We start from the raw sequence: 13954 nt of genomic DNA, 5'->3' as shown, positions 1-13954 counted from the left end.
ATTTCTATCTTCAAACATAGCCTGCGGTTTCAACCACGGGAACACAATAGGAGACGTGATAATATTGAACCCCGTGGTTGAAACCACGGGCAATGTCTGACAAGTTTACAAGTGAAAAAACTTTGTGAAAGTTTAAGAACAAACAATCTTGGTTTTAAACTTTCACAAAGCTCGCGCAAAGACTGAGACTGTAAACCGAGACTGTAAACCGAGACTGAATACCGCGACTAAAAACTGAATACTGAAAAACTTGCTTGCTCTTTTAATTAGTTTTAAATTTGCATTCATAAAAAACAACACAACTAGCAATAATGAGCAATACAATCACAACTACAAATTTTAATTTTCCGGATCAGAAATCAGTTTACCGCGGAAAAGTTAGAGAAGTTTACAATATAAATGATGAGCTTTTGGTAATGGTAGCAACCGACAGACTTTCGGCTTTTGACGTGGTTTTACCAAAAGGTATTCCGTACAAAGGACAAATTCTGAATCAGATTGCAACAAGATTTATGGAATTGACAGAAGATATTGTACCAAACTGGTTGATTGCAACTCCGGATCCTAACGTTGCTGTAGGACATTTATGTGAGCCTTTTAAAGTAGAAATGGTTATTCGCGGTTATCTTTCAGGACATGCTGCACGTGAGTATGCTGCGGGAAGAAGACAAATTTGTGGTGTAACTATGGCAGAAGGTTTAAAGGAAAATGATAAATTTCCGGAACCAATTATTACACCAACTACAAAAGCAGATAATGGTTCTCATGACGAAGATATTTCTCGTGAAGATATTCTGGCTAAAGGAATTGTTACAGAAGAAGATTATATTGTATTAGAAAGATTTACTCGCGATTTGTTTCGAAGAGGGACTGAAATTGCTGCTGAACGCGGATTGATTTTGGTTGATACTAAATACGAATTTGGGAAAACGAAAGAGGGTGTTATTGTTTTAATTGATGAAATTCATACACCGGATTCTTCTCGTTATTTCTACGCTGATGGATATCAGGAAAGACAAGATAAAGGAGAAGAACAAAAACAGTTATCTAAAGAATTCGTTCGTCGTTGGTTGATCGAAAATGGTTTTCAAGGGCAGGACGGACAACAAATTCCGGAAATGACAGATGCTTATATCGAATCAGTTTCTGAAAGATATATTGAATTGTATGAAAATATCTTAGGAGAAAAATTCGTTAAAGCAGATATTGCTAATATCGATCAGCGTATTGAGAAAAACGTAGTAGAGTATTTAAGTACTAAAGAGTAGTTTTCGGGCTTATTTAACCGGAACTTTTAAAAATAAAAATGCCTTGTTATAGTAATAGCAAGGCATTTTCTTTTGTGTAAATTTCACTAACAAGTTCAATTTAGAATAAAGATAATAGAGAAGCAAATAGAAGTGCAATGAAGGAGTTCTCTGAGTTGCACTTTTTTTATTTACATTTTTTTTCATTTGTGTGTAACATATTGGATTGTTTAGACGACTACTATAGTAATCAAAAAAATTAAGAATGACATTTAAGCATTAATTTAATTTTTACATCAATCATAAAATCAATCAATCAACATGAAAAAATCAGTAATTATTTTAGGTTTAGCTCTGGCTATGTCTACACAAGTATCGAAAGCATCGAATATGAGGCAATTAGTAAAAGATCCAATCGATGATTCTCCTGCTAATGAAGTATCGTCTCTACATTACGCCGTATGTGAGGGAGATATTGAAAAGGTTAAAAAATTAATTGATTACGGAACCAATGTAAATAAGTTGGTTAGAGATATGTCACCTTTAATGTTGGCAGCCCGTTTTAATAAATTTGAAATCGTTAAAGTTTTATTGGCTAGCGGAGCGAATCCCAGGATCGAGAACGAAAAAGGTTTGAGAGCAATAAATTTCGCAGAGTACGCAAAAGCAACTGAATCTATCGCAATTTTGAAAAATGCAAAATAAGATTAGCAAAAAAGCATCAGTTGTAACTGATGCTTTTTTATTTATTAGCGATATAGATTATTGCTCTAATTTATCCTTTAGATTTTCAAGACCTTTTTGTAAATCGTTGCCAATCATCTGATCCATCTTCATCATAGGCAGCATGATATTCATTGGGTAGGGTATAACGCCATTAATTCCCCATTTTACTTTGGTCTGATTTCCTGCAACGGTTTCTGTAGACATAAACCCTACAGCGGTATCTTCCATTGGTTTCTTGAAACGTAAAGCAAAATCAATACGTTTTCGCTGTGTTATTTTGGTAATTTCCTGTTCACCAACACCAACTTCTTTTACATTACTTTCCCAGGCAGATTTTGATCCAACTTCTCCGTCAGTTCCGCTATAAGTTACTTTCATTTTTGGATCCATATTGGCCCAAACGCTAAATTCATTTTGATTTTTTAAGGATCTGACGTAATTAAAAACGGTATCAACTGGTTTGTTGATCGTAATTTCTCTCTCGATTGCATAATTTTTTGGCATCACATACGCCGCGATCAATACGATGGCAAGAATCAAAATGAGGACGACCAGAATTTTTTTAATGATTCCCATAATTTTTGGTTTTAAGGTTATTAATTGGTTTTTGTTTGTTTATTTAATGACAACTTGTTTATTTAAAGCGCTTTAAATATAGAGTAAAGTTATAAAACTTAAGACTTGAATTTATGATATGAAATTTTTTTTGATATTTTTTCATTATTACTGTAACATTTTGAATGAGATAGCGTCTATTATGTAGAAGCTTTTTTAAAAAGAGATAACATAAATTTTAAGCTTCACCGACATTTGTTATCTAAAAGTTAAGAATTAGTTAAAACATGGTACTTTGTTATACATAATACATGAATTAGGAGTACATTTACATAGAAATTAAAAATCATCATTAATCAATCAATCATTATGAAAAATTCAATCATTTATTTAGGAGTAGCTTTAGTAGCATTTGCAAATGTTTCAATGGCTTCAAATCAAACATCATTTGTACAACCACAAGTGGAAATCGTAAACAGTTTCTCAACTCCGCTAAACGTGGCAGTAGGTAAGGGAGATCTTGAATTTGTTAAAAAATTAATAGAATATGGAGCTGACGTAAACGAAATATCCGAAGATTTATCACCTTTGATGATAGCTGCACGTTATAATAAAGTAGATATTTTAAGAGTTTTGCTAGCAAATGGTGCAAATGTATCTGCTAAAAATGAAAAAGGATTTACGGCTTTAAAATATGCACAATTATCAAATGCAACTGAGGCTATCGCCATCTTGAAAGAGGTAAAATAAAAGTTTAAATAGAGTTTTTGAGTTAGTATATAAAACGACCTTCCTTGAGCAGAAGGTCGTTTTTTATTTGAATACTTTTTTAGCCCCGATGGGAGGGAAAAATCCTTTTGTCCGCCGCGGCGGACAAAAGATTTGGAAGGACAGCGGGAATAGCTCCTAATAAAACAGAAGATTCTTAAAAGTCTGTTTTTTGTATTTGATTATCCTGTATTTTCGAAAATAGAATCAATCCCACAATTGCGCCAATCGTAGCAAATAACATATCCGATTGTGTATCCCAAACATATCCTTGTGTTCCTAAAAATGCATCGCCGCCATCTCCGGTTGCTATCGAAACAAACCATTCGATAAATTCATATGCTGCGCTAATAGCCAGACAAATGGAAACTATAATAAAATTGAAGAAACTTTGATTGGCAATTACTTTTTTGCGAATAAATAGTTCCCTTATAATCATTGCCGGAACCAAACCCTGGGCAAAATGTCCTACTTTATCATAATTGTTTCTGCTTTGATGAAAAACTTCTTTGATGTAATCAAAAAACGGAACTTCGGCGTACGTATAATGTCCGCCAATGAACAGAATGATGCAATGAATTAAAATTAAGGTATAGGTAAAATTGGTGAATCTGAATTTTTTGAAAGTGAATGCTAAAATCAAAAATCCGATAATGGCAGGAATTACTTCGAGAAAGCAGGTAAAACCTTCTTTTGGGTTGATAACAGAGGCAAGTAGCGAAATAAAGAAAATGCTCACTAAAAAATAAATATACTTCATAAGGTTTTATATGTAATAAAAATAAGACGCAAGATAATGAAGTAATATTTAGTAAAAATAAAAAAAGCACCATTAAAAATAATGATGCTTTTTTCTTTCAAACCTAATCAAATTAATTTAACCAATTAATCAATCTTCAATTTCTTTATTCGATTGGAATATGTTTTTTGCGGTTGAACACCCAAAATATAATAGGGAAAACCAAAAGTGTTAAAACAGTTGCAGTAATTAATCCTCCAATAATAACAATTGCCAATGGTTTTTGTGACTCAGAACCAATTCCGGTTGAAATTGCTGCAGGCATTAAACCTATAGATGCCATAAGTGCGGTCATGACCACGGCTCTTGTTCTGGCTTTTACACCCATAAATATCGATTCTTCGAGTGTGAACTTGGCTTTTAAATTATGGTGAAATTCGGATATCAGAATAACTCCGTTTTGAATGCAAATTCCCAGCAAGGCAATAAAACCAACTCCTGCAGAGATTCCGAAGTTCATTCTGGTAAGATGCAGTGCAATAATTCCTCCAATAATCGCAAAAGGAACATTGGCCAAAACCAGCAATGAATCTTTGATATTGCCAAATAAAATAAACAAGAGAACAAATATCCCGATTAAACTGATAGGAACAACCTGAGCCAAACGGGCACTGGCACGAACCTGATTTTCAAATTCTCCTGTCCATCCTACAGTATATCCGTTCGGAAGTTTCATTTTAGCCACTTTTGCCTGTGCTTCTGCAATGGTACTTCCTAAATCACGATCACGAACAGAGAATTTTACTCCAATAAAACGTTTGGTATTATCTCTGTAAATAAATGCCGGACCGGTTATGGTTTTTAAATCAGAGATTTCTTTTAACGGAATTTTAATACCGCTAATAGTTGGAACTTTAAGTTCGGCAATATCATTTTCATCTTTACGATATTCTTTAGAAAAACGAACTCTGACATCAAACTTTTTATCATCTTCATATTTCTCTGTTGCTGTTTTTCCTCCAAAAGCTAATTCTAAAACCGCTTGCGCATCACTTAATGTTACTCCGTAAGCTGCCATTTTATCTCTGTCGAGTACAACACTAATTTCAGGCTGACCAACATTTCTTAGAATTCCGGCATCTTTTATACCTGGAATATTTTTTATTTGTGCCAAAACTTCGTTTGATAACTCGTCTAATTTATCCAGATCATCTCCATAAATTTTAACAGCATTTGAGGCTTTAAATCCTGCCACAGATTCTGCTACGTTATCAATTACGGGTTGCGAATAGTTGTAGGTGATTCCCTGATGAACGCGTAGTTTTTCATCCATTTCATTAATCAAATCATCCATGCTGATTTTTCGTTTCCATTCGGATTTTGGCTTTAAATCAACTTGAAGTTGTATAAATCCAAATCCATTTGGGTCCGTTCCGTCATTACTTCGTCCGGTTTGTGATAAAACATTTTTTACCTCAGGAAAACTTTCGAGATCTTTTCTAATTATTGCAGCTGTTTTTACACTTTCAGGCAAGGAAGTACTCATAGGTAATTCTGCGGTTACCCATAATGCTCCTTCGTTAAGTTGTGGTAAAAATTCTGTTCCTAAAAAACTAGCCGAAAAGAAAACCACTACCAAAAGTGAGAGTGAACCAATTAAGGTTTGTACTTTATGCTTAAAAGTCCAGGCAAAACTTTTACCTACAATTCGATCCCAGAAATTAACAAACGGATTGTTTTTTTCTTTTACATTTTTATTTAAAAGGATATGAGATAAAACAGGAACTAAAGTCAGGGTAAAAAGTAATGCGCCCATTAAAGCGAAACCTAATGTATAGGCTAGGGGAGAGAACATTTTTCCTTCTACTTTCTGGAATGAGAATATGGGTAATAATGCAGTAATAATGATTAATTTAGAAAAGAAGATGGCTTTACCCATTTCGGCTCCGGTTTTTTTAATCAAACTTCCTTTTGCAATTTTATTATATGCTGTCATTCCTAATTGATGCGCCCTATGATCTAAGACGACAAATAATCCTTCGACCATTACCACAGCACCATCAATAATAATCCCGAAATCGACCGCACCCAAACTCAGTAAGTTCGCGCTCATTCCCATCATTTTTAAGCATAAAAAGGCAAATAATAAAGAAAGCGGAATAACAATCGAAACGGTAAAAGTAGTTCTCCAGTCGGCCATAAAAAGGAATACCACGCAGGTAACCAGAATAATCCCTTCGAATAAGTTGTGCATTACAGTCTCGGTCGTGAAATTCATTAAATTATCACGATCATAAAATGTAACTAATTTGATGTCTTTTGGAAGAACATTATCATTTAAATCTTTTATTTTTGCTTTAATTAATGCTAGTGTTTCCTGAGGATTTTCGCCTTTTCGCATTACAATAATACCTTCGACAACATCATCATTTTTGCCTAATCCGGTTTGACCAACTCTAGGCATGGCGCTTTCATAAACCGAAGCCAGGTTTTTTACTAAAATAGGATTTCCGTTTGCATCATCAACAATAATATTTTCGATATCCTGAATCGATTTTAAAAGTCCGACACCACGAACTACAAAAGCCTGACCGTTTTTTTCGATAATATCTCCACCCACATTTAAGTTTCCTGCATTTACAGCATTATAAACCTGAAGTGGGGTAATGTTGTATTTGGCTAGTTTAATTGGATCAACGCCAACTTCGTATGTTTTGGTTTGTCCTCCAAAAACATTCAAATCAGCAACGCCGGGAACAGAACGAAGTTGTTTGTCGATTACCCAGTTTTGGTAAGTTAGTAACTCTCTACTATCTCTGCTGTCACTTTTTACAATATATCTAAAAATCTCACCCGTAGGTCCATAAGGCGGCTGAACATCCGGTTCTACATCATCCGGAAGCGAGACATTTTTTAATAAATTGTTTACCTGAAGACGCGCAAACTGATCGTCTACGCCATCATCAAAAATAATTTTGATTACCGATAAACCAAACATCGTAATACTACGAACGCTTGTCTTTTTTTGAACCGAGTTCATCGAGATCTCGATAGGCGAGGTTACAAATCGCTCTACTTCTTCGGCACTTTTTCCGTTCCATTGCGTAATGATGATGATTTGAGTATTCGTTACATCCGGAAATGCGTCAATAGGCATATTTTTGAAAGAAATAAACCCGGCGACTGCCAATAATCCTACCCAGAAAAAGGTAAACGCTTTATTCTTAAGCGAAAAAGCAATAATATTTCGTATGAATTTGTTCATGTCTTATTCGTTTAAAGCGCGATAAATAAATAACTGATTGTTGGTAATTACTTTCTCATTTTCTTTTAAACCTTTAGAAATGTAGGTTACGTCACCAACAACTCTGTAAACATCTACTTGTCTTGTTTCGATGTTGTTACGATCCTTAAATACCATTACAAAGTTTTTACTTTTATCAAAAACAATTGCCTTACTCGGTACGGCTATCATACTGTCTCCTTCGCTATAAGACAGTTTGATATTGGCATTCATATCAGGCTTTAGCATATAACCGGGATTTTGTAATTTTATACGGGCCTGCATGGCCTTGGTTTCGGGATCGATAACGTTGAAAATTTTATCGACTTTTCCTTTAAAAACTTTATCAGGATAACTTAAGGTAGTGACATCAGCATCGATTCCTAGTTTTACTTTATTAATGTCGATTTCATTAATATTCGCTAAAGCCCAAACTTCGCTGATCTCAGCAATATCAAAAATGTTTTCAGAACGGTCATTTCGTAAAAGCATATCCTGATTGATGCTTTTTTGAATAATAAAACCACTAATTGGTGCGGTTACTTCATAAATAGATCCCGCTTTGATGTTGTAGATTTTATACGTTTCCTGAATTTTACTCAATTGAGATTGCGCTTTATTTACTTCAGATTTTGCCTGAAGAACATCACTTTCAGAATTTAATTTTCCGTCAAATAATTCCTGAGCAACTTTCATTTGATTTTTCGCTACCAATAAATCGTTTTTCGCATCAATAGATTGTTTTTCGAAGTCAGCAATATCGGTACTTTTTATCGTTGCCAAAACTTGTCCTTTGCGTACATAATCTCCAAGTTCTACATTTACTTTGATAACGTTTCCGCCAACAAGCGGGTAAACGTCAATCATTTTATTGTTATCAGCGGTGATTTTCCCGTAAAAACTTAAAACGTTTTTTACAGGCTGTGTTTGTGCTTCGGCTGTAGTAGTTGTTTTAAGCATCGAATCGCTTAAAGCAAAAGACGTATTAGTATCAGGATTTTCAACTTCCTTTTTGCAGCTTGCGATTGATAAACTCACAAGAGCAATTCCTATAATTAGTTTATATTTCATTTTGTTTAGTTTTAGAATAAGTCTTTGTTGATGGTACTATTAAGTTCTTCGCCCGAAAGCACTACTTTTTTCTTTAATTCATTTACCAGTATAGAAGCCTGATTATAACTCTCCATAAAATCAGTAAATTCTAATAAACTGATATTTCGTTTCTGAAAATTGGTCAGGATTCCGTTATAAACCGCTTCAAAGTCTGAATTTACAGTAGGTTTTATCACAACATAGTTTTTACGGGATTCATCCCATTTGTTCCATGCCGATGTAATTTCGGTTTTCAATTGCAAGTCAAAATTTTGCTTCTCAATTTTTGATTGTTCTAAAATCGTTTGTGCATATTTAATGTTTCCTTTGTTTTTATTCCAAAGAGGTAATGGAATTCCAAGTGTCAAATTAGCTTCATTATTAAAAGCTCCGCTTCGCTGATCATAATTGGCTCCGAGAGTAAGATCCGGAATCGAAAGGGATTTTTGCCATTTTACATTTATTTCGTTTGCTTCAATATCTTTTTGTTTGGCTAAATAATCAGGACGATTTGCGATAGCATCATCTTGAAAAACCTTAAGATCAAAAGGAATTGTTTTAATGTATTTATTAAATTCTTCCTTTGAAACATCAGGAACAATGTTTTCAGCAGAATTCAGTAATAATTTTAAGTTGGCTTGCTCTTCAATATTTTCATTTACAACTCCCATTCTTTCATTCTTAAAATTTAGAAACAGAGATTGTAAACGCACCACATCCCGCAAAGGAACATTTCCTTTTTGCGCCTGAATAGAGTAGGAGTTAATTAAGTCTTCAATATGAACAAGTTGTTTGTCTGTAGTTTCAAGACTTTTTGTGTTGTAATAAACAGTAAAAAAACTTTTTCGCAATTGAAGTTTTAAAGTCCTCAGCAAATCATTAAACTGTAGTTCTGCTAACTTTTCATTAGTTTGAGCCAGCTTAATTTCGTTGCGCTTTTTTCCACCTAAATAAATCAATTGCTCAATCCCAAATACTTTTTGTCCGTCTTTACCAATATCAAAATATTGCTTCCTCTCGGGGTTGTAAGCGTTTAATTCTGCGGTAATGGATGGATTGTCCCAAATACGGGCCTGAATCGTTAGTGCTTTCGATGCATCGATATTATATTGTGATGCCAACAAAAAAAGATTGTTTTTAAGAAATTGGCTTTCACAGTCCTGAAGGGTGACTGTTTTTTGAGCCAAAACTACCGGACCGAAAAGTACAAGTAGGAATGCACAGAGTTTTCTCATTGTATTATTTTTAATTATACAAATATGCTATCACCAGACTTTAAGACTCCTTAAAATCTACCTTAAAAATACCTTAAAATAATTTAAAAATGAAAAAATAACTGAAATAAATTCGTGTTAATATCTGGAATACTGTAAGTTATGGTTGCTTTGTGCAATGTTAAGATGCGTTGTACAATACGCAAACCAAGGCCAAAGCCTGAAGTTCCTTTTGAATTTTTGCCACGCATAAAAGGTTGAAAAAGAATTTTTTGTTCATTTTCGTTTAGCGTGTTCCCCGTGTTAGAAATAGAAATAATTAAGTTATTATCCTGAGTGCTAATAACAACTTTCGCCTGTTTATTGTCAGAGTAAACACAAGCATTTTTAAGAACGTTACTTATAGCGATTTCTAATAAATTTTTATTGCCTTTTATTTCTAAGGCAGTATCTATATTGTCGCTTTCTTCTATTTCGAACAAAATTAAAAACTCAGGATAGCTTTTATTTAAATTCTCTATAGCCGAAAATAAGATTTCATCCATACGATGAACTTCATTACTTTCATGTTTCTTATTGTCTATTTTAGATAAAATCAAAAGCGAATTAATTAATTCAGTTAATTGATTCACATCAGATAAAATAGTCTTCAAAAAATTCTTTCTCTCATTGCTGGTCTTAGTATCAGCGATTACGTTTTCTATTTGCGAAGTAATTCTGGATAACGGAGTTCTAAGTTCGTGAGAAGCATGTGCAGTAAATTCTTTTTGCCTTTGATAGGAGATTTCGATCCTGTCCATCATAAAATTGAACTCATTCGCAATCAAATCAATTTCATCCTTATTACTTTTAGATTCTACACGAGTATCAAGATTGTTCTCGTTTATATTCTTTATTTTCTGATGAAAAGTATTTAGCGGACTCATTAATTTTTTAACCGTAATCGAAGTAACTACCCAGCAAATACAAGTAAAAAAGATATAAGATACTATTAGTGTATATCTTAGAAATAGCAATCTGCGTTGACCAAAATTATCTGTGGCCGATATTAAAGCATAAAAATCCCTGTCATTGGTATCATAAAAAACACCGTAAACCTCATAGTTTCCTTGTTTCTTAAAAAAGGTTTTGTGCTTTTTTAGATATTTTAGATCATCTATAGACCATTTTATTTTTGCATCATCAATACTACTATAGATAAGTTTGTAATTAGAATCAAAAACCAAAGTTTTCTCATCATACAATTTATTGATCGAGTTTTGATCAATCATCTTCAAAAGCTGATTGTCGATTTCCTTTACATTTACAAGAAGTTTAATGTTCGATAGCGCCTTAATTTCGAGACGATCCCTGAATTCATCCTTCCTGAAATTGGAGTACAAAACAAATATCAAAGTAGAAGCCAACCCAAAAAGGATTGTAAATAATAAACTTACTAAAAGTGATATTCGATTTTTTAATGTCATTCCTGATCGCTCAAATAATATCCGTAACCTACCTTGGTGCGAATAAGTTTTGTTTCGTGGTCCTTATCTATTTTTTTTCTCAAAAAATTAATATAAACCTCAATTGTATTCTGATTGGTTTCGATATGATAATCCCAAAGTTTTTCGGCTATAAACTGTTTCGATAATACTTTTCCTTTGGCATGAGCCAAAATCAAAATGAGTTTAAATTCCTTGGGAGTCAGTTTAATCTCTTCACCTGAGCGAAAAATTTTCATATCATCTTCCAGAATTTCTAAATCATTTATAATAATCTTGCTTTCACTTTGCTGCGGAATATCTTTTCGTCTTAACAAAGATGAAATCCGGGCAAATAATTCTTCAAAATGAAAAGGCTTCACCAGATAATCATCGGCACCATTATCAAAAGAAGATAATTTATCCTCTATATCGCTAAAAGCCGTTAGCATAATGATTGGCGTTTTTTTATCCACTTCACGAATACCTTTGCAAACATCAATTCCGTTTGTACCGGGAACATTAATATCAAGAATGATTAAATCATAATCGTAAGGAAAATATTTTTTTAATAGCAAAGTACCATCATAATAGGGGAAACACTCGAATCCTTTTGTAGTAAAGAACGCTGAGATTTCTTTAGATAAAGTAAAATCGTCTTCGAGTAATAGTATCTTCATGCAGTTTTATATTTGCAAATTCGGCCATTTATAAAAATAACCGAATTTGCGTTTTTCAATCAGTTCTTATTTAAAATAAGAAAAAGTTTCATTGTTTTCAATTTTCAGTAACGATTCATAAATCAACTGAATTACATTTTCAACATCTTCTCTATGCACCATTTCTACAGTTGTATGCATATAACGCAAAGGCAAAGATATCAATGCCGATGCTACGCCGCCATTACTATAAGCAAAAGCATCAGTGTCAGTTCCCGTAGCACGAGAAGTTGCATGACGCTGAAACGGAATATTATTTTCTTCGGCAGTATCAACAATTAAATCACGCAATTTGTTTTGCACCGCCGGAGCATAAGCAATAACAGGACCTTTACCCATTTTAAGATCACCTTCAACCTTTTTATCAATCATAGGTGTAGTTGTATCATGGCAAACATCAGTTACAATAGCAACATTAGGTTTAATAGTCTGAGCGATCATTTCAGCACCACGAAGACCAATTTCTTCCTGAACCGAATTTACAATATACAAACCGAATGGAAGTGTTTTGTTGTTTTCTTTTAATAAACGAGCCACTTCGGCAATCATAAAACCGCCCATTCTGTTGTCAATCGCACGACAAACAAATTTGTTTTCGTTCAGGATCATAAATTCATCAGGATAAGTAATCACGCAACCTACATGTACGCCCATTTCCAGAACCTGTTCTTTAGTTTCGCAACCCAAATCAATAAAAATATTACTAATTTTCGGAGCCTCTTCCTTATCACGCAAACGCGTATGAATCGCAGGCCAGCCAAAAACACCCTTTACAATACCTTTTTTAGTATGAATATGAACCCTTTTCGATGGTGCAATCTGATGATCAGATCCACCATTTCTAATAACATATAATAAGCCATCATCAGTAATGTAGTTTACATACCACGAAATTTCATCGGCATGACCTTCAATTACCACTTTAAAAGGCGCATCAGGATTTATAACTCCAACAGCAGTTCCGTAAGTATCCGTAATAAAAGTATCTACATAAGGTTTCAAATAATTCATCCAAAGTTTTTGCCCTTCGCTTTCATATCCGGTAGGAGAGGCGTTATTTAAGTAGCTTTCCAGGAAAGCAATCGAGGTATCTTTTAAGATAGATTCTGTGCTCATAAAAATATTTTTTTGCTAATTTATAAATTTGGTATTAGAGTTGTGTATAAATATATAATTTTACACTTAAATTATGATTCAATGAGATTTACCTACTGCATTTTATTCTTTATATTGATTTCGTTAACGAGTCAGGCTCAGGTTACGCCCAAAGAAAACCAACAAATGGGTTACATCTTAACCGAGCAAGACTCCATTTTAAACGATACAATTCAATTGCCCGAGATTATTATTTCGAAAGAAAAACTTGATCCCGAAGCCCAAAAGCAATTCTTAATCCTTCAAAACAGGGTTTATAAAGTGTATCCGTACGCAAAATTGGCTGCAGATAGATTAACAGCCCTAAATAGCGGAATGGCACGTTTGAAAACCAATCGTGAAAAGAAAAAGTACTTTAAAATAGTAGAAGATTACCTTAATAATGAATTCGAAGCAAGACTTAAAAAGCTTTCCCGTAAACAAGGTCAAATTCTGGTCAAGCTTGTTCACAGACAAACCGGCATCACAACATACGAATTAATCAAAACCCTAAAAAGCGGTTTCAAAGCCTTTGTATCCAATACAACAGCCAATTTATTCGACATTAGTCTAAAAACCGAATACAAACCTTATGAAGTCAACGAAGACTATCTAATAGAAACCATTCTCCTCAGAGCATTTGAATCCGGTCGCCTGGTAAATCAAAAATCTGCTAATCCTGTAAACTACGACGATCTAATGAATCATTGGGAAGCAAAAGCAAAGACACTCAATAAAAAATAACCTTCCTATATATAAGGTACGATTTCATTCCCACAACCCGACAGTTTTCAAAAGCTGTCGGGTTTATTTTTATACATATATAGAGAGAAGCAAATTTGTCCTCCTGAGTAACCCGAGGCTTAGGGAGAAGCATCATAGATTGGAATTTGGAATTTTAAAGATTTGGAATTTAATAAAGATTAGGAGCTATTTCCCGCTGTCCTTCCAATCTTTTGTGGTGAACCCCACCACAAAAGGATTTTCCCTCCCATCGGGGCTAGGGCAGTAGTT

12 protein-coding genes are annotated in these 13954 nt (G+C 33.9%); 4 read left to right on the top strand and 8 right to left on the bottom strand.

Annotated features, from left to right (window positions below; translation table 11 throughout):
- The first annotated feature begins 311 nt into the window (after positions 1–311).
- Positions 312–1268: a phosphoribosylaminoimidazolesuccinocarboxamide synthase gene (locus tag ACIDC4_RS19695; protein WP_412044189.1), complete on the top strand. Its 957-nt coding sequence runs from the start codon at positions 312–314 to the stop codon at positions 1266–1268.
- 300 nt (positions 1269–1568) lie between these two features.
- Complete coding sequence (locus ACIDC4_RS19690) at positions 1569–1952, top strand: ankyrin repeat domain-containing protein (RefSeq protein WP_412044188.1); 384 nt, start codon at positions 1569–1571, stop codon at positions 1950–1952.
- Between the two features lie 57 nt (positions 1953–2009).
- On the opposite strand, the gene ACIDC4_RS19685 is transcribed toward ACIDC4_RS19690, so the two are convergent.
- Positions 2010–2549 (bottom strand): SRPBCC family protein, encoded by a 540-nt coding sequence (locus ACIDC4_RS19685; protein WP_412044187.1) that lies wholly within the window; start codon positions 2547–2549, stop codon positions 2010–2012.
- A gap of 348 nt (positions 2550–2897) precedes the next feature.
- Here ACIDC4_RS19685 and ACIDC4_RS19680 point away from each other — a divergent pair, with 348 nt between their 5' ends.
- Positions 2898–3278, top strand: a complete 381-nt coding sequence (locus ACIDC4_RS19680) for an ankyrin repeat domain-containing protein (RefSeq protein ID WP_412044186.1) — start codon at positions 2898–2900, stop codon at positions 3276–3278.
- Between the two features lie 175 nt (positions 3279–3453).
- On the opposite strand, the gene ACIDC4_RS19675 is transcribed toward ACIDC4_RS19680, so the two are convergent.
- The 7 genes from ACIDC4_RS19675 to ACIDC4_RS19645 form a co-directional block, all read right to left on the bottom strand.
- On the bottom strand, positions 3454–4056 hold the full coding sequence (locus tag ACIDC4_RS19675) for a DUF2238 domain-containing protein (RefSeq protein WP_412044185.1): 603 nt from the start codon (positions 4054–4056) through the stop codon (positions 3454–3456).
- 145 nt (positions 4057–4201) lie between these two features.
- Positions 4202–7300: an efflux RND transporter permease subunit gene (locus ACIDC4_RS19670; RefSeq protein ID WP_412044184.1), complete on the bottom strand. Its 3099-nt coding sequence runs from the start codon at positions 7298–7300 to the stop codon at positions 4202–4204.
- A 3-nt stretch (positions 7301–7303) separates the two neighbouring features.
- Positions 7304–8389 (bottom strand): efflux RND transporter periplasmic adaptor subunit, encoded by a 1086-nt coding sequence (locus ACIDC4_RS19665; protein WP_230039378.1) that lies wholly within the window; start codon positions 8387–8389, stop codon positions 7304–7306.
- Between the two features lie 11 nt (positions 8390–8400).
- Positions 8401–9645: a TolC family protein gene (locus ACIDC4_RS19660; protein WP_412044183.1), complete on the bottom strand. Its 1245-nt coding sequence runs from the start codon at positions 9643–9645 to the stop codon at positions 8401–8403.
- Between the two features lie 83 nt (positions 9646–9728).
- Positions 9729–11090 (bottom strand): sensor histidine kinase, encoded by a 1362-nt coding sequence (locus tag ACIDC4_RS19655; RefSeq protein WP_412044182.1) that lies wholly within the window; start codon positions 11088–11090, stop codon positions 9729–9731.
- Positions 11087–11767 (bottom strand): response regulator transcription factor, encoded by a 681-nt coding sequence (locus tag ACIDC4_RS19650; RefSeq protein WP_230039375.1) that lies wholly within the window; start codon positions 11765–11767, stop codon positions 11087–11089. Before ACIDC4_RS19650 ends, ACIDC4_RS19655 begins: the two co-directional genes overlap by 4 nt.
- A gap of 66 nt (positions 11768–11833) precedes the next feature.
- Positions 11834–12922, bottom strand: a complete 1089-nt coding sequence (locus ACIDC4_RS19645; RefSeq protein WP_412044181.1) for a M42 family metallopeptidase — start codon at positions 12920–12922, stop codon at positions 11834–11836.
- 81 nt (positions 12923–13003) lie between these two features.
- Between ACIDC4_RS19645 and ACIDC4_RS19640 the strand changes: the two genes are divergently transcribed.
- On the top strand, positions 13004–13684 hold the full coding sequence (locus ACIDC4_RS19640; RefSeq protein ID WP_194619240.1) for a DUF4294 domain-containing protein: 681 nt from the start codon (positions 13004–13006) through the stop codon (positions 13682–13684).
- Positions 13685–13954: the final 270 nt, after the last annotated feature.

Origin of the sequence: Flavobacterium sp. C3NV (assembly GCF_046825355.2) — a bacterium.
In the GTDB taxonomy this organism is placed as follows: domain Bacteria; phylum Bacteroidota; class Bacteroidia; order Flavobacteriales; family Flavobacteriaceae; genus Flavobacterium.
Note: the sequence above shows the minus strand (reverse complement) of the source record. Positions and strands in the feature narration are given on the sequence as shown.

What these genes read in the sequence shown, in the direction of transcription:
- ACIDC4_RS19695 (WP_412044189.1), top strand. Translation starts at nt 312, where the DNA reads ATGAGCAATACAATCACAACTACAAATTTTAATTTTCCGGATCAGAAA.
- ACIDC4_RS19690 (WP_412044188.1), top strand. Translation starts at nt 1,569, where the DNA reads ATGAAAAAATCAGTAATTATTTTAGGTTTAGCTCTGGCTATGTCTACA.
- ACIDC4_RS19685 (WP_412044187.1), bottom strand. Translation starts at nt 2,549, where the DNA reads ATGGGAATCATTAAAAAAATTCTGGTCGTCCTCATTTTGATTCTTGCC.
- ACIDC4_RS19680 (WP_412044186.1), top strand. Translation starts at nt 2,898, where the DNA reads ATGAAAAATTCAATCATTTATTTAGGAGTAGCTTTAGTAGCATTTGCA.
- ACIDC4_RS19675 (WP_412044185.1), bottom strand. Translation starts at nt 4,056, where the DNA reads ATGAAGTATATTTATTTTTTAGTGAGCATTTTCTTTATTTCGCTACTT.
- ACIDC4_RS19670 (WP_412044184.1), bottom strand. Translation starts at nt 7,300, where the DNA reads ATGAACAAATTCATACGAAATATTATTGCTTTTTCGCTTAAGAATAAA.
- ACIDC4_RS19665 (WP_230039378.1), bottom strand. Translation starts at nt 8,389, where the DNA reads ATGAAATATAAACTAATTATAGGAATTGCTCTTGTGAGTTTATCAATC.
- ACIDC4_RS19660 (WP_412044183.1), bottom strand. Translation starts at nt 9,645, where the DNA reads ATGAGAAAACTCTGTGCATTCCTACTTGTACTTTTCGGTCCGGTAGTT.
- ACIDC4_RS19655 (WP_412044182.1), bottom strand. Translation starts at nt 11,090, where the DNA reads ATGACATTAAAAAATCGAATATCACTTTTAGTAAGTTTATTATTTACA.
- ACIDC4_RS19650 (WP_230039375.1), bottom strand. Translation starts at nt 11,767, where the DNA reads ATGAAGATACTATTACTCGAAGACGATTTTACTTTATCTAAAGAAATC.
- ACIDC4_RS19645 (WP_412044181.1), bottom strand. Translation starts at nt 12,922, where the DNA reads ATGAGCACAGAATCTATCTTAAAAGATACCTCGATTGCTTTCCTGGAA.
- ACIDC4_RS19640 (WP_194619240.1), top strand. Translation starts at nt 13,004, where the DNA reads ATGAGATTTACCTACTGCATTTTATTCTTTATATTGATTTCGTTAACG.